The sequence below is a fragment of the Candidatus Rubrimentiphilum sp. genome (genome assembly GCA_035710515.1).
Classification (GTDB): domain Bacteria; phylum Vulcanimicrobiota; class Vulcanimicrobiia; order Vulcanimicrobiales; family Vulcanimicrobiaceae; genus Rubrimentiphilum.
In genome coordinates this window covers 26,551-49,411 of the sequence record DASTDE010000002.1, presented here as the reverse complement: position 1 = coordinate 49,411, position 22,861 = coordinate 26,551, and the positions used below count along the sequence as shown (strand labels likewise).

Annotated in this window: 28 protein-coding genes; 26 read left to right on the top strand and 2 right to left on the bottom strand. The window is 61.5% G+C overall.

The features are described from left to right. Nucleotides 1-27: 27 nt before the first annotated feature. From VFO29_06485 to xseB, 22 genes are all read left to right on the top strand, one after another. Entirely contained in the window at nucleotides 28-738 is a 711-nt protein-coding gene (locus VFO29_06485) for a pseudouridine synthase (protein HET9393145.1), read from the top strand. 1 nt (nucleotide 739) lies between these two features. Beyond that, on the top strand, nucleotides 740-1,603 hold the full coding sequence (aroF, locus tag VFO29_06480) for a 3-deoxy-7-phosphoheptulonate synthase (GenBank protein HET9393144.1): 864 nt from the start codon (nucleotides 740-742) through the stop codon (nucleotides 1,601-1,603). A gap of 140 nt (nucleotides 1,604-1,743) precedes the next feature. After that, nucleotides 1,744-3,108, top strand: a complete 1,365-nt coding sequence (locus tag VFO29_06475; protein ID HET9393143.1) for an energy transducer TonB — start codon at nucleotides 1,744-1,746, stop codon at nucleotides 3,106-3,108. A gap of 82 nt (nucleotides 3,109-3,190) precedes the next feature. After that, nucleotides 3,191-3,859, top strand: a complete 669-nt coding sequence (locus VFO29_06470; GenBank protein HET9393142.1) for a MotA/TolQ/ExbB proton channel family protein — start codon at nucleotides 3,191-3,193, stop codon at nucleotides 3,857-3,859. A gap of 17 nt (nucleotides 3,860-3,876) precedes the next feature. Beyond that, nucleotides 3,877-4,287, top strand: coding sequence for a biopolymer transporter ExbD (locus VFO29_06465; GenBank protein HET9393141.1), 411 nt, complete (start codon nucleotides 3,877-3,879; stop codon nucleotides 4,285-4,287). A 20-nt stretch (nucleotides 4,288-4,307) separates the two neighbouring features. Continuing rightward, nucleotides 4,308-4,721 (top strand): biopolymer transporter ExbD, encoded by a 414-nt coding sequence (locus tag VFO29_06460; protein HET9393140.1) that lies wholly within the window; start codon nucleotides 4,308-4,310, stop codon nucleotides 4,719-4,721. Beyond that, complete coding sequence (locus VFO29_06455) at nucleotides 4,721-5,437, top strand: TonB family protein (GenBank protein HET9393139.1); 717 nt, start codon at nucleotides 4,721-4,723, stop codon at nucleotides 5,435-5,437. Before VFO29_06460 ends, VFO29_06455 begins: the two co-directional genes overlap by 1 nt. A gap of 2 nt (nucleotides 5,438-5,439) precedes the next feature. Beyond that, complete coding sequence (locus VFO29_06450) at nucleotides 5,440-6,069, top strand: TonB family protein (protein HET9393138.1); 630 nt, start codon at nucleotides 5,440-5,442, stop codon at nucleotides 6,067-6,069. Nucleotides 6,070-6,294: 225 nt separating this feature from the next. Continuing rightward, nucleotides 6,295-7,134, top strand: a complete 840-nt coding sequence (locus VFO29_06445; GenBank protein HET9393137.1) for an undecaprenyl-diphosphate phosphatase — start codon at nucleotides 6,295-6,297, stop codon at nucleotides 7,132-7,134. Next, the gene (locus VFO29_06440) at nucleotides 7,131-7,316 is read left to right on the top strand and encodes a hypothetical protein (GenBank protein HET9393136.1); all 186 of its coding nucleotides are present in this window, start codon (nucleotides 7,131-7,133) and stop codon (nucleotides 7,314-7,316) included. The genes VFO29_06445 and VFO29_06440 overlap by 4 nt, the downstream gene beginning before the upstream one ends. Continuing rightward, a complete protein-coding gene (gene moaC / locus VFO29_06435; protein HET9393135.1) occupies nucleotides 7,316-7,750 on the top strand; it encodes a cyclic pyranopterin monophosphate synthase MoaC in 435 nt (144 codons plus the stop codon). The genes VFO29_06440 and moaC overlap by 1 nt, the downstream gene beginning before the upstream one ends. Then, a complete protein-coding gene (locus VFO29_06430) occupies nucleotides 7,747-8,223 on the top strand; it encodes a MogA/MoaB family molybdenum cofactor biosynthesis protein (GenBank protein ID HET9393134.1) in 477 nt (158 codons plus the stop codon). Before moaC ends, VFO29_06430 begins: the two co-directional genes overlap by 4 nt. 6 nt (nucleotides 8,224-8,229) lie before the next feature. After that, the gene (locus tag VFO29_06425; GenBank protein ID HET9393133.1) at nucleotides 8,230-9,552 is read left to right on the top strand and encodes a folylpolyglutamate synthase/dihydrofolate synthase family protein; all 1,323 of its coding nucleotides are present in this window, start codon (nucleotides 8,230-8,232) and stop codon (nucleotides 9,550-9,552) included. Further along, complete coding sequence (gene folP, locus VFO29_06420) at nucleotides 9,542-10,384, top strand: dihydropteroate synthase (protein ID HET9393132.1); 843 nt, start codon at nucleotides 9,542-9,544, stop codon at nucleotides 10,382-10,384. Before VFO29_06425 ends, folP begins: the two co-directional genes overlap by 11 nt. Further along, on the top strand, nucleotides 10,375-10,755 hold the full coding sequence (folB, locus tag VFO29_06415) for a dihydroneopterin aldolase (GenBank protein ID HET9393131.1): 381 nt from the start codon (nucleotides 10,375-10,377) through the stop codon (nucleotides 10,753-10,755). Before folP ends, folB begins: the two co-directional genes overlap by 10 nt. Further along, nucleotides 10,737-11,195 carry a 2-amino-4-hydroxy-6-hydroxymethyldihydropteridine diphosphokinase gene (gene folK, locus VFO29_06410; protein HET9393130.1) on the top strand — a complete coding sequence of 153 codons (459 nt, stop codon included), beginning with the start codon at nucleotides 10,737-10,739 and terminating at the stop codon, nucleotides 11,193-11,195. The genes folB and folK overlap by 19 nt, the downstream gene beginning before the upstream one ends. A gap of 6 nt (nucleotides 11,196-11,201) precedes the next feature. Beyond that, nucleotides 11,202-11,612, top strand: coding sequence for a hypothetical protein (locus VFO29_06405; protein HET9393129.1), 411 nt, complete (start codon nucleotides 11,202-11,204; stop codon nucleotides 11,610-11,612). Then, nucleotides 11,605-12,957 (top strand): acetyl-CoA carboxylase biotin carboxylase subunit, encoded by a 1,353-nt coding sequence (gene accC / locus VFO29_06400; protein ID HET9393128.1) that lies wholly within the window; start codon nucleotides 11,605-11,607, stop codon nucleotides 12,955-12,957. The genes VFO29_06405 and accC overlap by 8 nt, the downstream gene beginning before the upstream one ends. Nucleotides 12,958-12,968: 11 nt before the next feature. After that, the gene (gene nusB, locus VFO29_06395) at nucleotides 12,969-13,376 is read left to right on the top strand and encodes a transcription antitermination factor NusB (GenBank protein HET9393127.1); all 408 of its coding nucleotides are present in this window, start codon (nucleotides 12,969-12,971) and stop codon (nucleotides 13,374-13,376) included. Further along, the gene (locus VFO29_06390) at nucleotides 13,369-15,417 is read left to right on the top strand and encodes a PBP1A family penicillin-binding protein (GenBank protein ID HET9393126.1); all 2,049 of its coding nucleotides are present in this window, start codon (nucleotides 13,369-13,371) and stop codon (nucleotides 15,415-15,417) included. The genes nusB and VFO29_06390 overlap by 8 nt, the downstream gene beginning before the upstream one ends. Before the next feature lie 2 nt (nucleotides 15,418-15,419). Then, nucleotides 15,420-16,724, top strand: a complete 1,305-nt coding sequence (gene xseA, locus VFO29_06385) for an exodeoxyribonuclease VII large subunit (GenBank protein HET9393125.1) — start codon at nucleotides 15,420-15,422, stop codon at nucleotides 16,722-16,724. Continuing rightward, entirely contained in the window at nucleotides 16,717-16,953 is a 237-nt protein-coding gene (gene xseB / locus VFO29_06380; GenBank protein HET9393124.1) for an exodeoxyribonuclease VII small subunit, read from the top strand. Before xseA ends, xseB begins: the two co-directional genes overlap by 8 nt. Here xseB and VFO29_06375 read toward each other — a convergent pair. After that, a complete protein-coding gene (locus tag VFO29_06375) occupies nucleotides 16,950-17,234 on the bottom strand; it encodes a hypothetical protein (protein HET9393123.1) in 285 nt (94 codons plus the stop codon). The two genes, xseB and VFO29_06375, sit on opposite strands and share 4 nt — an antisense overlap. A gap of 33 nt (nucleotides 17,235-17,267) precedes the next feature. Here VFO29_06375 and VFO29_06370 point away from each other — a divergent pair, with 33 nt between their 5' ends. From VFO29_06370 to VFO29_06355, 4 genes are all read left to right on the top strand, one after another. After that, nucleotides 17,268-18,035, top strand: a complete 768-nt coding sequence (locus tag VFO29_06370; GenBank protein ID HET9393122.1) for a TlyA family RNA methyltransferase — start codon at nucleotides 17,268-17,270, stop codon at nucleotides 18,033-18,035. Beyond that, nucleotides 18,032-18,904, top strand: coding sequence for an NAD(+)/NADH kinase (locus VFO29_06365; GenBank protein HET9393121.1), 873 nt, complete (start codon nucleotides 18,032-18,034; stop codon nucleotides 18,902-18,904). The genes VFO29_06370 and VFO29_06365 overlap by 4 nt, the downstream gene beginning before the upstream one ends. A gap of 7 nt (nucleotides 18,905-18,911) precedes the next feature. Then, a complete protein-coding gene (gene recN, locus VFO29_06360; protein HET9393120.1) occupies nucleotides 18,912-20,603 on the top strand; it encodes a DNA repair protein RecN in 1,692 nt (563 codons plus the stop codon). 123 nt (nucleotides 20,604-20,726) lie between these two features. Then, the gene (locus tag VFO29_06355; GenBank protein ID HET9393119.1) at nucleotides 20,727-21,362 is read left to right on the top strand and encodes a hypothetical protein; all 636 of its coding nucleotides are present in this window, start codon (nucleotides 20,727-20,729) and stop codon (nucleotides 21,360-21,362) included. Between the two features lie 66 nt (nucleotides 21,363-21,428). Here VFO29_06355 and pyk read toward each other — a convergent pair whose 3' ends face one another. After that, nucleotides 21,429-22,859, bottom strand: coding sequence for a pyruvate kinase (gene pyk, locus VFO29_06350; GenBank protein HET9393118.1), 1,431 nt, complete (start codon nucleotides 22,857-22,859; stop codon nucleotides 21,429-21,431). Nucleotides 22,860-22,861: the final 2 nt, after the last annotated feature.

The window sequence follows — 22,861 nt, the reverse complement described above, 5'->3', positions numbered from 1 at the left end:
GGCCGACCAAACGAAATAACCGCTGCAATGCGGTTGCAAAAGTACTTGGCGCATGCGGGTGTGGCGTCGAGACGCGCGGCGGAAGAGCTGATCGTGCGCGGGCAAATTCGCGTGAACGGCAAGGTCGTGCGCGAACTCGGGACGAGCGTTGAGGAAAGCGACAAGGTCGCCGTCAACGGTAAGATCGTTTCGTTGCCTGCGAAGCATACGTATATCGTTTTGCATAAGCCGCTCGGCGTCGTTACGACGATGCGCGATCCGCAAGGGCGGCGCACCGTCAGCGATCTCTTGCCCAAGGGCTTGCCGCGGATCGTTCCGGTGGGAAGGCTGGATTACGATACGTCCGGCGTTTTGCTGCTAACGAACGACGGCGAACTCGCGCACGTGTTGACGCATCCGCGCTTCGGCGTAGAAAAAACATATCGCGCGGTCGTGAAGGGGCAACTAACGACGGACGAGTTGGAGCGGCTGCGGCGCGGTATGCGTCTTGAAGAAGGGCGCGCGGCGGGCGCGCGGGTCAAAGTCATCGCGTCGCCGGGCGATCGTACCGTGTTGGACGTCACCATCCACGAAGGCCGCAACCGGCAGGTCCGGCGCATGCTCGAAGCCGTGGGTCACCCCGTTCGCGAGCTGCGGCGCCTGCGCTTCGGGCCTATCGCCTTGGGCACGCTCGCGCCGGGCCGCACGCGCCCGGCGACCGCGCGGGAACTCGCGCATTTGCGCGAATTGGTGCGCTAGCATGGACCGGTTAACGGCTCTTCCAAACACCTATAAACTGGTGCGCCGCGATGCGCGTGCGAACCGCACGATCGTGCGCCTTCCCAACGGCGCGAGTTTCGGCGGCGAAATGCTCGCGATCTGCGCAGGACCCTGCAGCGTGGAGTCGCGCGAGCAGATCGAGGCAACGGCCCAAGCCGTTGCTCAGCGCGGCGCGAACGTGCTGCGCGGCGGAGCCTTCAAACCGCGTACGTCGCCGTACGCCTTTCAGGGGCTGGGCGCCGACGGATTAAAGATGCTGCGCGATGCAGCCGATCGCTTCGGACTATCAGTTGTGACTGAAGTGCTCGATCCGCGCGACGTCGCGCTGGTGGCGCAACACGCGGACATGCTGCAGATCGGTACGCGCAACATGCAGAACTTCACGCTGTTGCGGGAAGTTGGCGACGCGGGGAAACCGGTGCTGCTCAAGCGCGGCCTCTCCGCGACAATTGAAGAGTGGCTCTTGGCCGCCGAATATTTGCTGGTCGCGGGAAACGCCGACGTCGTACTGTGCGAACGCGGGATTCGTTCGTTCGATTCGGCTACACGCAATCTGCTGGACCTAGCGGCGATTCCGCTCGTGCATGCGCTTTCGCATCTGCCGGTCATCGTCGATCCGTCGCACGGGACTGGACTTGCGAAACTGGTCGCGCCGATGGCGGTCGCCGGCGTTGCCGGCGGCGCCGACGGGTTGCTCATCGAGGTCCATCCCGATCCGCCGGCGGCCGCTTCGGACGGTCCGCAGTCACTCACTTTCGAGCAGTTCGAGTCGCTGATGGAACAGGGTCGCGGCGTCGCCCACGCGGTCGGCCGCCAGCTGCCCGCCGCATCCTTAGCCGCTTGACGGCTTAGCAGGGGAGCTCCAGCGTCCCGCCGCAAGGCAGGCGACGAACGTAGTTTGAGTTACGTTTATCCGCGGTAACAAGGCTACGCCTTGCGCGGCCTTCATTATAATAAAGAACAAGCTCGAGGTTGGAGATACGCATGATTGGGATCACCCGCTGGGCGGCTGCCGTCACGGCCATTGCCGTCGTCGCCGGAACCACTTTGACGGCGCAAGCGCAATATCAGAACGCATTCACGCCGGCGAAATTGATTACGCGCGCCGACACGTCGGTCCCGATAGCGGGTTCCGGCAAGGTCGTGATTCAGGTCGAAGTCTTCGCCGACGGGTCGCACAAAGTGATCAAGGTCATCACCTCGACCAACCCGCTCGACAACGCCGCGGCCTTGGATATCGCCAAGAACTCGACGTATCGCCCCCAACATCGCGGCAAGACACCCGTCACCGGCTTCTATGATTTCACCATCGCGTTCCACGGCAAGAGCGTTGCGGGCAAAGGCGGGCCGATCGTAACGGGCGCCGTCGCGCAAATCGATAAACTGATCCATGCGGGCAAGTACGACCAAGCCAAGGCGATGGCGACGCAGGCGCTTGCATCCAAGCCGAACGACCCGACGCTCAGCCAGCAGCTGGCGGCGGCGGACTACTTCCTGAAGGACTACACCGGCGCAGCAGCCGCCTTCGACAAGGTTTCCAGCGTCTCGAAAACGTTTCTGCAGGTCGCAGCACAGTCGTATGCACTGGCCGCTGCCGCCGCGCTGAAGCAAAATAATGCGACGGCGGCGCTCGGCTACGCCAACAAGTCGGTGATTCTGGCGCCGTCCGCCGGAACGTTTTACGTGCTCGGCTCGGCCGAGTTCGAAAATGGGGACACGACCGCGGCGGTTCAGGATCTGCAGAAGGCTCGCAGCATGGCCATGGCCGACCCGAAGACGGACGTGAACAGCAAGGTGAACATCGATGCCGCGCTCATGCAAGCGTATCTTAAGGCAAACGATACAGCAAACGTGCAAACCATAAAGGATGAGATCATGCGTCTCGACCCGACCAACACGACGGTCAAACGCATGATCGGCAACCAGTACCTGGCTGCCGGGAACGCCGCCTCGTCCGCCGGCAAACATCAGGAGGCGGTCACCGATTTCCTGGAGGCCACCAAGCAAGGCGACAGGGACGTGGCCGTCACAGGCTTCGCGTCAGCCGCGTTGGAAGAGAACACGCTGATCGGTGCGCAAAAAACACCGGCCGTGCCGAACGATTACCTGACCAAAATGAAGCCGTACGCGGATCAGGCGCTGGCCCTCAATCCAAACGACGCACTTGCGAATTATTCACTCGGGGTGGCCATGGCGGGCGCATGGATCATCGGCGGAAAGCAAAAGGTCGAGTTCAAGAACCAAGCGCTGGATGCGCTCCACAAGGCCAAGGCCGAGGCGCAGGCGCAAGGCAATATCGGGCTCGCGCTCAACATCGACAACTTCATCAAGCAGAACATCGAAAAGTGACGAGGACTTTGGCTGGGTGTAGGCCAATGGTGCGCCTTTCTAAAGCGCACATACTTGCCCGCGGAACGGGAGGACGAAAATAGTGTTTGGCGGTTTCATGACTTTCATGAACAAGGGCGGCTGGGATATGTGGCTGCTCTTGCTCATATCCATAGTGGGCTTGGCAGTCGTTATCGAGCGGCTGTGGTTCTTTGCCCAGCAACACGGTGACACCAAAGGCCTGCTCAAGTCGATCGGCCAGAAGATCTCTCAGGACGACGTCGACGGGGCCATCAAGGTGTGCCGCAGCCAGCGCGGCATGCTTCCCAAAATTCTCGAATTCGGTCTCCTGCGCGGTGAGAAGAACCGCGCGGACATCACCGACGCGCTCTCCATCGCGCTGATGGAGCATCTGAACTCGCTGGAACGCAACTTGGCAATCATCGGTACGATTGCGGTTATCTCGCCGTTCGTCGGCCTGTTCGGTACCGTCTTGGGCATCATCAAGGCCTTCGACGACATCGCGCTCAAGGGCAACTCGACTCCGTCCGTCGTCGCGGCGGGCGTGTCGGAAGCGCTGATCACGACGGCCAGCGGTTTGATTATCGCGGTTATCGCAGTCGTCTTCTTCAACTATTTCAAGAGCAGAATCAAGACGTACAACCAAGAGATGATCGTCGCCGCCAATCAAATGGCGGAGATGCTGCACTTCCACAATACCGGTGCGCCGATACCGACGGACCTTTACCAGCCCGCCGGCGCAACCAAGTAACTCCGTAGGCACCGCCCATGAGTTTGCTGTCCGCAAAACAGGATGAGGACGTGATGGCGGAGATCAACATCACGCCCTTCACGGACGTGTTGCTGGTCTTGCTGATCATCTTCATGATCTTGGCCGCGCTGCTCACGCCGCCCGGTTTCGAGAAACAGCTGCCCAACAACAATAACTCCAGCAATCCGACGCCGCCGAAGAAAAACGAGATCGAGGTGGACGTCAACAACAAGGGCGTGATCTTTGTCGACGGCGTGAAGACCGACTCGGTTGGGGTATACAGCGTCATGGTTACGGACCGTCTCAAACGCGGTCCGAAGCACGTTTCCATTATTGCCGACGCCAAAGCACCCTATGGCGTCATCATCAGAATTCTCGACGCGGCGAAGCTCGCGGGCCTCGAAGACGTCGGATTCGTAACTTCGTAATCGCAGAGGTGAAATAACTCGTGGCTGTTTCCACAGGCCAGGGCGAAGAAGAAGTCATGTCGACCATCAACATCACGCCCTTCACGGACGTGCTGTTGGTCCTCCTGATCATCTTCATCATCTTGGCGGCCGTCACCAAAGAGCCGCTCCTGCCGCTGGCCAAGAACCGCGACAAGGTCTTCCCGTCGCAGATCCTCGTCTTCATCGACAAGGACAACAAGATTACGATCGGCTCGAACGTCGTTACGATCGCAGACGCAAAAGCCGCCTTTGCAAACCTGCAAGATCAAACCGGACACAAATTCAAAACCGTCATCATTAAAGCCGATCCGAAAGCGACGTACGGAACGGTCCTTCAAGTCATGGACGCCGCCAAATCCCAGGATCTTACGGAATTTGGGCTTGCGAATAAGGTCGAGGGAAGCAAGACCTAGTGCCTAACAAAATGATCACGTCGTCGGATGAACGCGTCCAGAGCTTCATCGTCTGGGCGTTTGTGATCTCGCTCGCCGTGCACACCGTCTTTGCGTTCTTTTCTCCGCGTCTCAAAACGACGAACGAAGACCAGCAAGTCGAGAAAGTCTCGGTTACCAAGAAGATCACGGTGAAGGTCCCGACGCCGCCGCCTCCCACGCCGACGCCGCCGCCCACGCCGACGCCGCCGCCGAACGCGACCACGCCGCCGAAACAGCCGCAGCCGCAGCTCAAGGTGAACGTACCGAAGACGACGAGCAACAACGCGAACTCGACCACCAACAACCGTTACGTTCCGCCGAAGAGCGGCACGGAAAACGGCGTTCCGCAAGGCGTGGGAACCGCGAAACCGGGTCCCAGCGCGCCGCCCGGAACACCCAAGCCCGCGTGCCGCAATCCGTATACCGACGCCACCGTCGTTCAGCAAGTCTCGCCGGATTATCCGGAGAGCGCGCGCGAACTCGGCCTGGGGCAGGTGACCGTGCAAGTCCAGGTCACGATTAGTCCGAGCGGCAGTCTGATCGGTACGAAGATCTTCCAGAGCGGCGGCAACATGGCGCTCGATCAAGCCGCGCTCTCGGCTGCGCGACAGTCAACCTATGCAGCCAAAGTCGTGAACTGTGAGCCGGTCACGGGCGACTACCTCTTTAAGGTCACGTTCGACCCGAACCAGTAGTCGTGCGCGCGCGCGGCCGCCGAGTTCTCCTCGTCGCGCTGGCTATCTCCTTACTCTTGCACCTGCTTTTGGCCGGCTATTGGTATTGGCCGTCGCATACGGAGTCCGAAGCGCAGCTCTCCAACGTGCGCATCGTACAGATAACGCATCGACCTCCCCCGCCTGTTCAAACACCCGCTCCTAAGCCGGTGCAAACGCCGCGCATCGCGACAAAAGCGCATTCGAAAATTGCGCCGCCCCAAATTGCATCGCACAACGGGCCAAACGCAAGACGCGGCCCGGTCACGTACGCGCCGCAAACGCCGCGTCCCGTCGGCACCGCCACGCCGGCGCGCGTTGCGGCGGGCTGCACGAACCCAAACGCAGGCCCAGCCGTTTCTGCAACGCCTGACACGCCCGATATCGCCGCGGCCGCGCGTGCCAGCCGCATCACCGGCGTCGTCGCGATCGACGTCTCGCTCGATCCGGCCGGCAACGTCACTGACGCGAAAGTAGCGCGCTCGATCGGCAACGACGGCCTCGACGCGAGCGCGTTAACCATGGCGCGAAACGCCAGCTACACGCCGAAGTACACCGCCTGCAAGGGCGTCGCAAGCACGTACACGTTTACGGTCAAGTTTGTGGCCTGGTAATTTGCTGATCCATTGTGCCACCGGGGGAGGTGCCGCCGCGAAACCGCTCGCAAAAATACGTCCTGAATTTTTGCGGCTTCGCTGCATTTTTGGCAAAACAAGTTTTGAAGCTGCCATCCTGGCAGGGCCAAAAATGTCAGAGATTCCGCGTCAGCACCTCCCCCGGCGGCACAAGGATGGACGCAGCTTGCGCCATAACCTCGTCGCGTGACTTTCGGACAGGCGATGGCCCTTGCGTTGTTGCAAGGCGTGAGCGAACTTTTCCCGATCAGCAGTCTAGGCCAAACGATTTTGATTCCGGCGTTGCTGCATTGGAAAATAAACCGCGCCGCTCCGTCGTTTCTCGCGTTTGTGACGGTCTTGCATTTGGGAACCGCGCTCGCGCTGGTGATCTTTTATCGCAAGATCTGGGCGCGTATCGTGCGAGCGTTCGTCGCGAGCATCTGGCGCGGGAAGATCGGCGACGATCCGAACGAGAAGCTGGCGTGGCTCCTGATTGTCGGTACCGTCCCGGTCGGCATCTTGGGCGTGCTGCTCAAGGATTCGGTGCAGAAGTTCTTCGGGAGCGCCGAGGTTGCGGCGCTTTTTTTGATGATCAATGCCGGCGTGATGTTTTTGGGCGAGTATTTGCGTCAGCGGCAAAAAACGCGGCTCGGGCGAGTGGACAAACCGATCACGTCGCTGTCGTGGCTCCAAAGCGCAGGCGTGGGTTTCGGGCAAGCCTTGGCGCTCTTTCCGGGGATTTCACGGTCGGGTGCATCGATTGTGGCCGGTCTGATCTGCGATTTGGATCATGAGGACGCGGCCCAGTACTCGTTTCTCTTAGCGACGCCGGTGATTTTGGCGGCTGGGCTGTTCGAAATCGGCGAGCTAACCGGACCGGGAAGTCGCGGCGTGCTCGTCCAAGCTGCGCTGGGCGGAGTTCTCGCCGGCATAGCCGCGTACGCGTCGGTTGCGTTTCTGGTGCGATACTTTCGCCGCAACGACTTGCGTCCGTTCGGCTGGTATTGCTTGCTCTTCGGCGGACTCTGTTTCACACTCGCACGTATGGGAGTAATTCATTGAAAGTTCTTGCACTCGTTCTGGCAGCCGTCTTTATTATTGCCGCCGTATTGGCGTTCACGGGAGCCGCGCATTTCTCAACACTCTTAGGGTTTGACGGACACCGGCATGTCAAGCATGCAATCGTCTATGCAATTCTCGCAGTACTCGCTCTGCTTTGGGTGCGCATGGCGCCGGCGAAATAGTGCGCCATTTCGGCCCCGGCGGAGACCTTGAGATGGTCGACGTCTCGCACAAAGATCACACGGTGCGAACGGCGCGCGCCCAGAGCCGCGTCCGCCTGGGTGCCGAGGCCGCGCGGGCGTTGCGGGAGGCGACTCTGGCAAAAGGCGATGCGCTGGTCGCAGCGCAGCTCGCGGGGATCATGGCCGCCAAGCAGACGCCGGCGCTCATTCCGCTTGCCCACGCGATTCCGCTCGGCGCCGTGAACGTTGCGTTTTCGTGGGAAGACGACGTGCTCGTGATCGAGTCAGCCGCGCGCACGACCGCGCAGACCGGTGTCGAGATGGAAGCGATGGTCGCGGCTGCGGTCGCGGCGCTGACGATCTACGACATGACCAAAGGGATCGAAAAAGGCATCACGATCGAATCCGTGCGGCTGCTGGAAAAAACGAAGTGAAAACCGCGCTGATCGTTTTGTCCGATCGGGCGGCGTCCGGCGAACGGCCGGACACGTGCATTCCAATCATGCGCGAGCGGCTCGGCGCGGCCTATGCGATCGTGCGCGAAGCGGTGCTGCCCGACGATCCCGGTGCGCTCCAGGCCGAGCTCATCGAGCTCTGCGATTCAGGCGCTGCGTCGTTAATCATTACGAGCGGGGGCACCGGAGTTTCACCGCGCGACCGCACGCCGCAGGCGACGGCGGCAATTCTGGATTACGAAGTCCCGGGGATTGCCGAAGCGATTCGCACCGCGTCGATTGCAATCGTCCCGACCGCGATGCTGTCGCGGGCGACGGCCGGCGTGCGCAACCGCACGCTGATCGTGAATCTTCCGGGCAGTCCGAAAGCGGTCGCCGAGTCGCTCGCCGTGGTGCTGCCGGTTCTGCCGCACGCGATCGAACAACTGAACGGTAAAGACGGGCACGGGTAGGCGCTCGTGACGTTCGCGCAAGCGCAAGCCTACGTCTTGGAACTCGTGAGCGAAACGGGTTCCCGCCGCGAACCGTACCGGCTCGATCGCATGCGCCGGTTCTTGCTGGAACTCGGCAATCCGCAAGACCGCTATCCGACGATCCACGTCGGCGGCACGAGCGGAAAAGGTTCGACGAGCGCGATGATCGCCGCCGCGCTGACCGCCGCCGGCAAGCGCACGGGGCTGCACACCAAACCGCACCTCCATTCGGTGCTTGAGCGTGCCAGGATCGACGGCGTGCCGGTTTCCGAGGAACGATTTGCCGAACTCATCGAGCTCCTGATCCCGGCGATGGATCGCGTGAGTGCCGAGTTCACGCGCCCGTCCTACTACGAAACGCTGCTCGCGCTTGCGTTTCTTCTCTTTGCGCAAGAACAGGTTGACGTCGCCGTCATCGAGGTAGGCGTCGGCGGCACGCTGGACGGCACCAACGTCTTGCACCCGCTGGTCAGCATTATCACCAACGTCGGGCTCGATCACACCGACATACTCGGCGACACTGTGGAACAGATCGCCGCCGACAAAGCCGGCATCGCCAAACCCGGCGTGCCGCTTTTGAGCGCCGCCGACAGGCCCGAAGCGCGAGCCGTTATCGAGGCGCAGTGCCGGCGCGTCGGCGCGCCGTTCGTCTTCGTGCCGGACGTTGTGACGATCGAGGACGTGCGGCTCGAGCCTTTCAGTCAGCGCTTTACCGTAAAAACTCCCGCGGCGCAGTATCATCTCGAAATTCCGGTTCTTGGTGAATTCCAGCAGACGAACGCAGCGTGCGCCGTGCTTGCGCTCGAGTATTTGCCGGAGCAACTGCGTCCCACGCCGGCGCAGGTCGAAGAAGGTCTAGCCCGGCTCAGCTTGCCGGGACGGATGGAATACTTTCCGGCGCATCCGGCGGTGATATTCGATGTGGCTCACAATCCCGACAAGGCCGAACATCTGGTTCAGTCGCTGCGGGCGCACTTTCCGGACCGGCATTTTACGTTCGTGCTTGCTATCGGCGAAAGCAAGGATGCGGGCGAAGTGCTGCGGGTTTTTTCGCAGCTGCCCGCCACGTTTATCTTTACGTCGTTCGATGCGCGTGGGCGGCCCGCGACCAAACCGCAGCGGCTGGCGAGTATTGCGGAATCTTTGGGGCTGTGGGGACGGGCTATTCCGGACGCGGTCGAAGCATTCAGCATTGCCAGGCGCAATGCCGGCGGCGACGAGATCGTAGTGGTCAGCGGCTCGACGTTCGTGGTGGCCGAGCTGCGCGAGTGGTGGTTGGAGAACGTCGTTGCAAGCAGTGCGCACTAGAGGATCGCTGCACGTACGCGGACGCACGCTAGACTGGGGCGAGCGCACGTACGTGATGGGCATCGTTAACGTCACGCCGGATTCATTTTCCGGCGATGGGATCGAAGAGCCCGATTTGGCCGTGGCCTACGCGCAAACGCAGCTCGAACGCGGCAGCGACATTTTGGATATCGGCGCGGAGTCCACGCGACCCGGTCACGTTCCGGTTGCGGAGCGGACCGAGCTCGAACGCTTGATTCCCGTGATCCAAAAAGTCCGCGGGCGCTTGCCGTCGGCTGTTCTCTCCGTCGATACGTTCAAGCCCGGCGTCCTACGCGCCGCGGCGGACGCCGGCGCTGACATTCTCAACTCCGTCTGGGGATTGCCGCGCGACCTGTTGGACGTTGCCGCGGAACTCGGGATGCCGGTCGTCGCGATGCATAACAAAAGCGAGGCCCATTATGACTCCGGCGTCGTGGACGAAGTTCTCGCTTTTTTGGAGGATGCCGCGGCCCGCGCCGTACAGGCCGGCATTCCCGCCGAACACGTCATCTTGGATCCTGGAATCGGATTCGGAAAAAACGCGGATCAGAATCTGCGCATTCTGCAAGAGTTGCCGCGTGTAGCCGCTCTCGGATTTCCGACGCTGCTGGGCACGTCGCGAAAGTCTACGATCGGAAAACTCACCGGCCGCGATCCCGAAGACCGGATCTACGGCACCGCCGCCACCACCGCGCTGGCAATTGCCGCCGGAATCGACGTCGTACGGGTTCACGACGTATCCCAAACGCGCGACGTCGTGAGTGTGTGCGACGCGATCGTGCGGAATTGGAGACCCGCCGGATGGACGTAATCCGTATCGACGGTATCCGCGCCCTGGGGCGCCACGGAGCCAATCCCGGCGAGCGCGAAGCGCCCCAGCCGTTCGACATTACGGCTGTGGTCGAACTCGATCTGCAGCCGGCCGAGCGCAATGACGATTTGAAAGACACGTTCGACTATGACGTGGCGCGCACGGCGATCACGCAGATCGTGGCGTCTACGTCATTCCGGCTGATCGAGCGATTGGCGGGAGAAATTCTGCACGCGATCTTCAAGGATGCGCGAGTGGCGCGCGCCGAGATCACCGTCGCGAAGCCCGAAATATTGGAAGGAGCGACGCCGAGCGTGACGCTGCGGCGCGATAATCCGAACTTCCGCGCGGCATGGCCCGAGCGGGAATAGGGCTGGGCTCCAATCTCGGCGACCCGGCGGCGAACGTTCGGGCCGGAATGGACGCACTCGCCGAAGTCGGAACTGTGCTCGCGCGTTCGCGCTTGTATAGAACGAAACCATGGGGACGCACGGACCAGGCGAATTTCTGCAATGCGGCCGTAATCGTGGAAACAGCGCTTGCGCCGCGCGAACTTCTTGATCGCGTGAAAGAGATGGAACGCCGGTTGGGCCGCACGCAGGGCGAACGCTGGGGACCGCGCGCGATCGATTTCGACATTCTGTTCTACGACGACGTGCACGTTGACGAAGTGGGCTTGCAGATACCGCATCCGCGCTTGCACGAGCGCGCCTTCGCGCTGATACCGCTGGCCGAGATCGACCAACGCTTCGCGGCGGATGCGGCCAAGCTGCCCGCAGCGGAACGCGCATCCGTAGAGGCGAACTCGTAGCCCCCCATGCCTGAGAACCCCGTAGTGGAACGCGTGCGCTCCCTGGTGCAGGCGTTCTTGGAGACCGATCTGGTCCGGATGCGTATCGAGCGCGACGGCGGACACGTCGAGCTCCGGCGGCGCGCGAGCATGCGCACGGCAGCGCCTCCAAATGCCGAACCGGCGGCGATCTCAGTTGCTGCGCCGGCAAATCTTGACGAAATAAAGTCGGATCTTGTCGGCATTTTCCGCTTCAGCCGCCCATTGCCGGTCGAAGGCGAAATGCTCGAATCGGATCGCGAGCTGGCATTCGTGGAAGCGCTGGGTATCCGCAATCCGGTGCGCTCGCTCGGCCCCGGCCGTTTGGTTTCGGTCTGTTGCCATGAGGGCCAGCCCGTTGAGTATGGGCAAGTGCTCTTTGAGATAGAACGTGTTTAAAAAGGTATTGATCGCAAACCGCGGCGAGATCGCATTGCGCATCAATCGCGCGTGCCGCGAGCTCGGCGTGAAGACGGTAGCGATCTTTTCGGAGCCCGATCGCGAGTCGTTGCACGTGCGCCACGCGAACGAAGCGTTTTGCGTCGGACCGGGACCGGCCGCGCGATCGTACTTGAGCATTCCGAACATTATTTCGACCGCGCTCATCACTCAGTGCGACGCCGTCCATCCCGGGTATGGATTCTTGGCCGAGAATGCGCGCTTCGCGCAAATCTGCGCCGATCACGGACTGACGTTCATCGGCCCGCGCGCCGACGTGATCGCGATGATGGGCGACAAAGCCACCGCGCGTCGTGTCATGAAAGAAGCGAAAGTCGATACGACGCCCGGCACCGACATTCTCGAATCGGTCGATAGGGCGCGGCGCGCGGCGCGCGATCTGGGATATCCCGTGCTGCTCAAAGCTACCGCCGGGGGCGGCGGAAAAGGCATGCGCGTGGTCGCCGGACCCGACGAGTTGGAGCGAGCCTTTAACGGAGCTCAAACGGAAGCCGAAGCAAGTTTCAAAGACGGCCGGCTCTACATGGAAAAACTGATCGTCAGCCCGAGGCACATCGAAGTGCAGATCTTGGGCGACAATTTCGGAAACATCGTGAATTTGGGCGAGCGCGACTGCTCTATACAAAAACCGTCGCACCAAAAATTGATAGAAGAAGCGCCGGCGCCGCACCTGGCCGAAAAGGCACGCGAGTCACTGCTGAATATGGCGATGCGTGCCGCCAAAGCCGTGCAGTACAGCAACGCCGGAACGCTCGAATTCTTGGTGAGCGGCGACAAAGTCTATTTCATGGAGATGAACACGCGCATTCAGGTCGAGCATCCGGTGACCGAGATGCCGTACAACATCGACCTGGTCAAGGAGCAGATTCGAATCGCCGCCGGTGAGCCGCTCGGTTACGTGCAGGCCGACTTGCGGCCGCGCGGGCATGCCATCGAGTGCCGGATCAACGCCGAAGACTCACACAATAATTTTGCGCCGGCCGCCGGCACGCTCACCAACGTCGTCTTTCCGGGCGGCCCGGGCATTCGCGTCGACACGCACGTCTATTCGGGAGCGGTCGTGCCGCCGTTTTACGACTCGCTGCTTGCCAAGATCGTGGCCTTCGGCGAAACGCGCGAAGCTGCCATTGCCCGTATGGAGCGGGCGCTGCGTGAAACGGTGATCGAGGGCGTAAATACCACGGTCGAGCAGTGCTTGGAAGTATTGGCCACGGATGCGTTTCGCAACGGCCACTATTCAATCGATTTTCTTCCCGGCCTTATGCGCCGGGACGACGCAGCTTAGGGATATCCGGCATGCCGTCGCGTCGAATGGGCCGCGAGCTTGCGCTGCAAGCGCTCTTTTCGGTTGAGGTCGGGCACCGCGATCCGTCGGAGGTGCTGGACGAATATCTCATTGCTTCCGGTGACGCCGCGCACCGCATTTTTGTGAAAGACCTCGTTCTGGGTACGCTGGAGCACACGCAAGAAAGCGACGAGACCCTGGCGCCACTGCTGCAGCAGTGGACGATCGAACGATTGCCGACGATCGACCGTTTACTCTTGCGCATGGCGGCCTTTGAATTGCGGCATCGCCCCGAGACTCCGCGGCCGGTAGTCATCAACGAAGCGGTGGAGCTCGCCAAACGGTTTTCGACCGAAGACTCCGGGCGTTTCGTCAACGGCGTCCTGGCTTCCGTAATTCGAGGAAACGGCAGTGCGTAAGGCGTTACGCTACGTCGCGGTTGCGCTGCTGTTGATCGTGCTCTTCGTAGCGGGCTCGGTCGCCGGCTTGGTGGCCGCATACTCGCGCAACCTACCCGACATCAGCCGGATGGCCGATTATCAGCCGGCGCGCTCGACGCGCCTCTACGCGCGCGACGGAAGCCTGCTCGCGACCCTTTATAAGGAAAACCGGATCTGGCTGCCGATAGACAAGATCCCGCATCTCGTGCGCGACGCATTTATCGCAAACGAAGATCACAACTTTTATAAGCATCACGGCGTGGATTTCTTCGGCATCGCGCGTGCCGGTATCGCCGACCTGTCGCATCATCGCGTCGAGCAAGGGGCGTCGACGATCACCCAGCAGCTGGCGCGCGGATTGTTTTACACGCCGCAGCAGACGATCGCCCGAAAAGTGCAAGAAGCGCTGCTGGCGATGGAGATCGAGCGCTACTACACCAAAGACGAGATTCTGGAGCGCTACCTCAATCTGATTTACTTGGGTTCGAATGCGTACGGCGTAGGCGCGGCGGCCCACACGTATTTTGGTCGAAACATCAGCACGCTCACGCTCGGCCAAGCCGCGATGCTGGCCGGACTCATTGCCGCGCCGTCGGATTACTCGCCGTACGTCAATTTGCCGCTCGCGCGCGAACGCGAGCGTCACGTGCTGGACCGGATGGTCGAAAGCGGTTACATCACGCAGGCGCAAGCCGATGCGGCCTATGCCGCGCCGCTGCAACTCACCGGGTTGCGGCCGCCGGGCTTGCAAGGTTTTCGCGATCCGTGGTTTACGACGTACGTCGTCGACCAGCTCGAGCACACATTTGGAAAGCAAGCGACGTACGAAGGCGGCCTGCAAGTCTACACGACCGTCGATCCGGCCGTCGAAGACGTCGCGCAAAGCGCGATCGATTGGGGCGTGAACGCCGCTAAGTCCGAAGGCATCGGCGCCGACGAAGCCGCGCTGGTAGCGATACGTCCGTCGACCGGCGAGATCATCGCGATGGTCGGCGGCACGCATTTCTCGTTGCAAAACCAGTTCAACCGCGCGTGGCAAGCGCATCGCCAGCCGGGTTCTTCGTTTAAGGCATACGTCTATACCGCGGCCATCGATTCGGGAATGCCGCCGACGACGGTGATCTCCGATTCGCCGGTGAGTTATCCGATGGGCGACGGCACGCAGTGGGCGCCGCAGGATGACGACTTCCGCTACATGGGCCCGATCTCGCTGCGCGTTGCGCTGGCGCAGAGCCGCAACATCGTGGCGGTGAAGCTGTTGCAACTCGTGGGTGTCGATCGCGTCATCCAATACGCGCATCGCATGGGCGTCGAGTCGGTGCTCGAACCGAATCTTTCACTCGCGCTCGGCACGTCCGTCATCAGTCCGCTCGATCAGGCCAGCGGCTATTCGACGCTTGCCAATCAAGGCGTGCACGTCAAGCCCTCCGGGTTTCGAATTGTGAAAGATTCGCTGGGCAACGTCGTGCTCGACAACCTCTATCCCGAGCAGACCGAAGTCATAAGTGCGGGCACCGCTTACGTCATGACCACCATGCTGGAAGACGTCATCAACCACGGGACGGGAAACCCGAACGCGATCATCGGACGGCCCGCCGCCGGCAAGACCGGCACGACGACGAACTTTCGCGACGCGTGGTTCGTCGGCTATACACCGGATCTCGTCGCTGCCGTCTGGCTGGGCAACGACAATTACCATCCGATGAGCGAATCGTACGGCGGAAATATTCCGGCCCGCATTTGGGCGCGCTTCATGCAAGGCGCGCTGAAGAACGTGGCCAAGCACGACTTCATTATTCCCGGCGATGAAGTGCAAAAAGTCGCCAGTTGCGGTGGCGGCTACGGACCGTATGAATATTTTCTCACCGGAACCGAACCGCTGACCCGGTGCGGCCAAGCACGGGCGCTTGCCAAAAAAGAGGGCATCACGGTTTTTAACGGCGCTGCGGATATGCCGCCCGCGCCCACGTTCTCGCCCGAACCGACGCCGGCTCCCCCGGATCCCACGACGCAACCGTAGCGATGCAGAACTCGCTCTTCCAGCAGACGCCCGCAAAAACGCCGCCACTCGAACCGGTGCAAAGCGTCAGCAAGGTCGTCGAGTACATCCGGCGGATCATTTCACTGAACAAAACCCTGGCGGGCTTGCGCGTGCGCGGCGAAGTCTCGGGGCTGTCGCGCCAGCCGAGCGGCCGTACCTACTTCGATCTGAAAGAAGGCAACGACATTCTGAAGTGCGTTGCGTGGGCCAACGACGCGACGAACCTTCCGCCGTTCAAAGACGGCGACGAGATCATCGCGGGCGGCGATTACGGGACGTGGTCGCAACGCAGCCAGTACCAGCTCTTCGTTAAATCGGTCGAGCTCTCGGGGATCGGCGTGCTCTACGCGCAGTTCGAGGCGCTCAAAGAGCAGTTTCGCAAGGAAGGGCTGTTCGAGCCGGAACGCAAGCGGCCGCTGCCCGAATTTCCGCGGCGACTGGCGGTTGTGTCAGCTCGCGGTAAGGGCGCTGAGGATTTTCTGCAGACCGTCGCGGAACGTGCGCCGTTCATCGAAGTGGAATTCGTCGAGACGCGCGTTCAAGGTGACGGAGCGCAGATCGACATCGCGGAGGCGATCGATCGCGCATCCAAGCTGAACGTTGACATCATCGTACTGACGCGCGGCGGCGGTTCGTACGAGGACCTCTTTCCGTTTAACCTCGAGCCCGTCGTGCGCGCGATCGTTCGCGCGAAGCATCCGGTGATTTCGGCGATCGGCCACACGCAAGACGTGCACCTGAGCGATTATGCCGCCGATTTTACTATCGGGACGCCTTCGAATGCGGCGCAGTACTTCGGCGAGATAGGCGACCGCTACATGACGCGTGTCGACCGGGCGAGTTCGCGAATCGAGAACTCGGTGCATAGGATCCTCACGACTCGCGCGCAGGCGTTTGATGCGGCAGAGCGCGGGTTAGTGCAAACGATTCAGGATCACTTACGCGGCCAAGAGCAGCGCGTCGCGCGCTTGGAGAAGCGGCTCGATGCGAAGTCACCGCAGCGGCCACTGACGATGCAACGCGAGGCGTTAGCGCGGCTGGAGTTCCGCTTGCAGCAAACCGGGATGTCCGCGATTCATGCCGCCCGTCAGCGCTTCGACGTGCTCTGCGCGCGTTTCGAGGGCACAAACCCCGATATTCCGCTTACGCGCGGTTACGCGATCGTTACGTTCGAAGGCCGCGCGGTTCGCGATGCCGCGTCGGTCCCGGACGGGGCGCGCATCGAAGCCAAGGTTCAGCGCGGGCTGCTGAAGGCGCGCGTCGAAGAGAAGGAACTCGATGGCTGATCAAAAGCCGGGTGCGTTCGAAGAAAAAGTATCGCGCCTTGAGGCAATCGTCAAAGAACTCGAAGGCGGGAGCGTCGATCTCGATCGCGCCGTCGCGCTGTTCAAAGAAGGCAAGACGCTGGCGACCGAGTGCGAGAAGCTCCTCAAAGGGGCACAGCAACAGATCGACCGCGCCATGGAAGCGGCCAAGACCGAGGAACCGGGCTCGAGCGACGAGATCCCGTTTTAGGGCTTGCGGCCGCCGCCCATCCAATCCGAGAACAGTTGTAGCTGATCTTCGTTCCAATATGCGCCATCGGTCGGCATTTGCGGTTGCCGTTCGCCGGTCAGGTATTCATAGACTGTCTGCGCGTTCTGTGCGTCGGACATGTAGGTGTAGTCATCCAGCAGGACGCCCATCGGCGACATATGCTTGATGTCGATTGGTCTAAATAATGGGCGGATGTCCGTGGCAAAAGAGGTTTCGCGTTTTTCCATTACCGGAGTATACCCCATTGAGCGGCGGTTCAAGGGCCATTCACTAGGCGGGTGAATCTTGGTGGGATGCCCCGGCTGGACGAACTCGTCGCGGAGCGCAGCGGCATCAGCCGCTCGCAGGCGCGCGCTTTGATTCTCGAAGGCCGCGTCCGCGTCAACGGCGCGCCGGCCACCAAAGCGGGCACATCCGTCCGGGAAGAAGCCGCCATTGAAGTCGAGCGTCCGCGTCCGTTTGTGAGTCGCGGCGGAGAAAAACTCGATCACGCGCTGTCCGAGTTTCAGATCGACGTAAGCGGGCTGCGCGCGCTCGACGTCGGCGCATCGACCGGCGGATTCACGGACTGTTTGTTGCAGCGTGGAGCAAAGCACGTCGTCGCCGTGGACGTCGGCTACGGGCAACTCGACTGGGGCTTACGCAACGATCCGCGCGTCACCGTCATGGAGCGAACGAATTTTAGAACTCTTACCGATGGAGCCTTCGGTCCCGAACTGTTCGACATCGTGGTGGTGGACGCGTCATTCATTTCGCTGCGTACGATTCTGGCGCGAGCTGCCGCCTTTCTTGCACCAAGTGGGCGTGTCGTGGCGCTCGTGAAGCCGCAATTCGAAGCGGGGCGCGAGCGCGTAGGCCGCGGCGGCGTCGTACGCGATCCCGAAGTACACCGTGCCGTCTTGCGCGAAACGGTCCAGGCAATGGCCGAACTCGGATTGACCGCAACCGCCCTAACCGCCTCTCCGCTTCTCGGACCCGCCGGTAATCGCGAGTTTTTGATGTTGCTGGAGCGCGATGGAACCGCGGTGTCGGACGCGCGCATCGACGAGGTAGTCGGATGAGCGTCGCGGCAAGTAAGGGAATAATCGCGCTGTACATCGACGAGCACCGTGAAAACTCGCGCGCGCTCGGGGTGCGCGTGGCGAACCGGTTTACCGAGGCCGGCTACACGATTACCCTTTGTCCGGGCTCAGATCCGAAGTCGTCCGTCGGTTCGGATGGCGCGAAAGTCGCCGATGCCGCGTTGCTTGTAACGATTGGCGGCGACGGCACGCTGTTGCGCGCAGCGCGATTGGTCATCAACGACGGCGTCCCGCTGATCGGAATCAACACCGGAAGGCTTGGTTTCCTAACCGAGTTCGATGAAGACGATCCGCGCATCGACGAACTTCCGCAACTGCTCGCCAAGGGGCTGGAGATTGAAGAGCGGCTTGCGCTGCTGGCGCACTACGACGGGCGGACGTTCTTCGCGCTGAACGATGTGGTTGTACGAAAAGGCGAGGTGTCGCGCATCGTCCCGTTTGGTTTGGGCCTGGACGACGAACAGGCCGGCCAAATTCCCGCCGACGGCATTTGCATCGCCACGCCGACCGGTTCAACCGCATACTTCCTTTCCGCCGGCGGATCGATTATCTCGCCGCGGGTGGAAGCGTTCGGCATCGTACCGCTGCTGCCGCACACACTCTTTTCTCGTCCACTCATCGTGCCGGCGACTTCGCGCGTTCACATCAGTTGTGACTCCGAGATCGTGCGCGCGCAGCTCGAATGCGACGGCGATGCGGTCAGCGAGGTTGCGCCGGGCGCGTCGGTCTTTATTGAACGCCATCCCAAAAAGGTGCGCTTCGCGCGGCCGGAACGGTTGAGGTTCTTCGAGCGGCTTGAAGATAAGATGCGCTGGGGCGTTTCAATTAAAGACCGCCGGCGAGTCTAAGAGTCGCATGTTACGCCGGCTCACGATCGCCGACTACGAACTGATCGCTGCGGCCGATATCGAGTTCGCTTCCGGCTCGACCATGTTCACCGGCGAAACGGGTTCCGGCAAGACCATGGTGCTCGGCTCGATTGCGTTTGTGTTGGGTGAACGCGCAGGTACCGACGTTGTGCGTCGCGGCTGCGCCAAAGCAATGGTCACGCTCGAGTTCGAAGCGAACAAGCGACTGCGCGATCGGCTCTGCGCCGACGGCTTCGATTTCGATCCGGATGAGGATGCGACGATTTCGCGCGAACTGAGCGAGGCCGGAAAGTCGGTGCTGCGGCTCAACGGGCGTCCGACGACCGCCGGCTACGTACGAGATCTCGCCGCCGAACTCGTTGACATCGTGGGCCAGCACGAAGCGCAGCGCTTGCTCGCGGCGGGTTATCATTTGGAACTGCTCGATCGCTTCGGCGGCGACGCCGTGTTGCGCGATCGCGAAAAAGTGGCGGCGTTGCACGGGCGCGCCGTCGAGCTTACGGACAAGCTGCGCGAACTCGGCGAGGGAGAGCGGCGCGCGCAAGAGCGCCACGCGTTTGCAAAGTACGCTCTCGAAGAGATCGACGCTGCTGCACCGGCCGCCGGCGAAGACGATCGCTTGAGTGAGCGGCGGCGGTACTTGGATAACGTCGAGAAGATCGCGTTGGCGCTGCGGGGAGCGCATGATGCTCTGGCGGGTGAAGAAGCCTCGGCGTCGGCTGCGCTTGGCGCCGCGGGCGCGGCCTTGCAGCAATTGCGCGATTTGGGCGGCGGTTTAGCGGAGATGGCGCAAAGTGCGGGCGCGCTGCAGAGTGAAGTCAACGATCTGGCGGTCCGCATCGCGCGGGAACTTGACGCGACGGAGTTCGAGCCGGCGGAATTGGAGACGATCAACGCGCGACTCGACATCCTCGACACGCTCAAGCGTAAGTACGGCGGCTCGCTCGAGACCGTGCTGAGCTCCGCGGATGAGTTTCGCAATGACGTTGATCTTTTCGCGAACGTGGACGAACGTAAAGCGCAGTTGCAGCAAGAACTCAAAAGCGCAAGCGCCGAGTTGCATGCGGCCGCCGCCGGTCTCACAAAATTGCGCCGCGCAGCCGCCGACCGGTTGCGCAAGGCTGTCGAAAAGGAACTACAGGACCTCGCGCTGCCGTCCGGCCGCTTCGGCGTGGAGTTTGAAACGCTGAGCGAGGTCGGCGCGACCGGCGCAGAGCGTGCCGAATTCGTGTTCGCCGCGAACAAAGGCGAAGAAGAACGTCCGCTGGCGCGCGTCGCTTCCGGCGGCGAGCTCTCGCGCGTACTCCTGGCTCTGATTGTCGTTTTGGCGGGCAAGCGCGGAAAAACGGCGCTCGTCTTCGATGAGATCGATCTTGGAATCGGCGGCGCAACGGCTACGGCTGTCGGCGTTCGCCTGGGGAGACTCGCGCGTGAAGCCCAAGTGATGTGCGTTACGCATCTCGCGCAAATTGCCGCGTGGGCCGACGAGCATTACGTCCTCGAAAAGAGCGAATCGCGCTCGGGAACGACTATCGCGGTGCGCCGGATTGACAGCGACGCCGAGCGCGCCGGCGAAGTCGCGCGCATGCTTTCGGGCGAGACGCACGATGCCGCGCTAAAGCACGCGCGGACGTTATTGCGCCAAACCGGAGAACGGCGCGCTGCTATCGCGACGTGACCGAAGCACAAACGAGCGAGCAAGCGGCGCCAAGGTTCTAATCAAACCTTAGGATAGTTCTCACGCGTTCTTCGGATAGGTATGAGAAAACGCGGGTACACTTGTCTTGCGATGCAAGCGGATGTGCGCTTATTCCGGATCATCGCGGCGGTGCTGCTGGTTGCGCTCGCCTTTTCGCCGGTAAGCTTGCAAGCAGCCGGCTCTCTGCCTAACGGCCAGCTGGGCTCGATTCTTCAGCGGCTCGCATCCAATCCCGCGGCGCCGAGTCAGTACACCGCCGACGTGCAGCTGCATCTTCACATGCGCTATTTTCCGTGGATCTCCCGGACGGTTAGCGGCAGCGAAGTCTACAAGCATCCAGGATTCTATCAGTTCGTTTTTCGCGATGCGCCAAAAGCACTCGATCAGTTGAGCGGTCTCGAAGCGGATCTCGCCGATCCGAAGGGCTGGCCGGCGCGGTATGATGTGTCGCTGCTCGTGGCGCCAGCACCTGGGGTCGATCCCGTCGTTCGGTTATCGCCGAAAGTGCACCGTCAGGTGAAAACGCTCGACATCACCGTGGACATGTCCAAAGCCCATATCGACAAAGCGGTCTGGACGCGCTTCGACGGCGGCACGATCACGATGACGCAAAAGTATGGTACGGTCGCGGCGCGTGAAGTGGTTTCCGAACAAGATGCCGCCGTGCGCATCCCGAGCATGTCCGCGGATGTTACCGCACTTTATAGCAACTTCGCTGTAGACTCGGGTACGCACTAACCCTTCGTTACCTCAGGGCCGCTCGCGTTCGCTCGCGGTCGTTCGATACCTCACGATGACAAAGCCTTAGGGAATTTGGTGGATTTTTAGCAGGTTCGTGCCGCCTGCGCCGACCGGCATGCCGGTCGTGAAAGCGACGCAATCGCCGCTCTCGACAAGGCCTTCCGAAGCCATACGCTGCTCCATGATGTGCAGCAGCACGTCGATCGAGGAGTAGCGCTCGATTACCAGCGACTCGATTCCCCATAAGAGCGCGAGCCGTCGCGCAACCTCGGGTAGCGGCGTGAGCGCGATAATGCGCGCCTTGGGGCGGAACGCTGAAATGTGGTGCGCGGCATTGCCGGTCGTTGTGCCCGTCACGATATAGTCTAACTTCAACTCGGCGCTGGCGCGCGTCGCCGCCTCGGCAATCGAGGTCGCGATGTCGGGCGTCACGCCTTCCAAGCGGCGCAGCTGCAGCGTCTCGTGCGGGTATGCTTTTTCAACCTCGTGCGCGATCTGCGCCATCACGCGCACGGCTTCGGTCGGATAGGCCCCAATCGCTGTTTCGCCTGACAGCATCACGGCGTCGGTGCCGTCCAAAATCGCGTTGGCGACGTCGGTTGTTTCGGCTCGCGTCGGACGCGGACTCGTCGTCATGGATTCGAGCATCTGCGTTGCGGTCACGACCGGTTTGCTGGCCCGGTTGCAGCGCGCGATGAGATCCTTTTGAACGAGCGGTACTCGCTCCAGCGGAATCTCGATCCCGAGATCGCCGCGCGCGACCATGATACCGTCGGCGTGCGTGATGATGTTTTCGATGTCTTCCAGAGCTTCGTGCTTTTCGATCTTGGCGAGCACGCGGGTCGTCTTTTTCAGTTGGCCGATGAAGGCTTTGACACGCGCGACGTCTTCGGCAGACCGAACGAACGACACCGCGACGTAGTCAACATCGCGTTCAAGTCCAAATGCCAGAAACTCCAGGTCCCGTTCGGAAACAGCCGACAGATTCAGCGAACCGTCGGGATAGTTGATTCCTTGCGAGGGCCGCAGATCGCCGCCGACCTCCACCGTCGCATGAATCTCCGTGGCGCTTTTGTCCAGTATGCGCAGCACGATTGCGCCGTCTTGCAAATAGATGCGCCGATCGACTTCGACATCGGCCGGGAGATGGCGATACGACACCGAGACGCGTTGCGCGTCGCCAGGCACGTCTTCGGTCGTTAATGTAAACCGGGCGCCGCGTTCCAGATGCGCCGAGCTCGCATCGCCTGAAAGTTTGCCTGTTCGTACTTTGGGTCCGGGCAGGTCTTGCAAAATCGCGATGTGCGTATCGAGCTCGTCCGCAATTTTTCGAATGTCGTCAATGGTCTTGCCGTGCTCGGCCGGTTCGCCGTGCGAGAAATTCAAGCGGAAGACGTTCGCGCCGGACAGCACGAGCGATCGAATGATCTCAGGATTGCTGGATGCGGGCCCGATCGTCGCAACGATCTTCGTTCGTTTTTGGATCGTTTCCATCG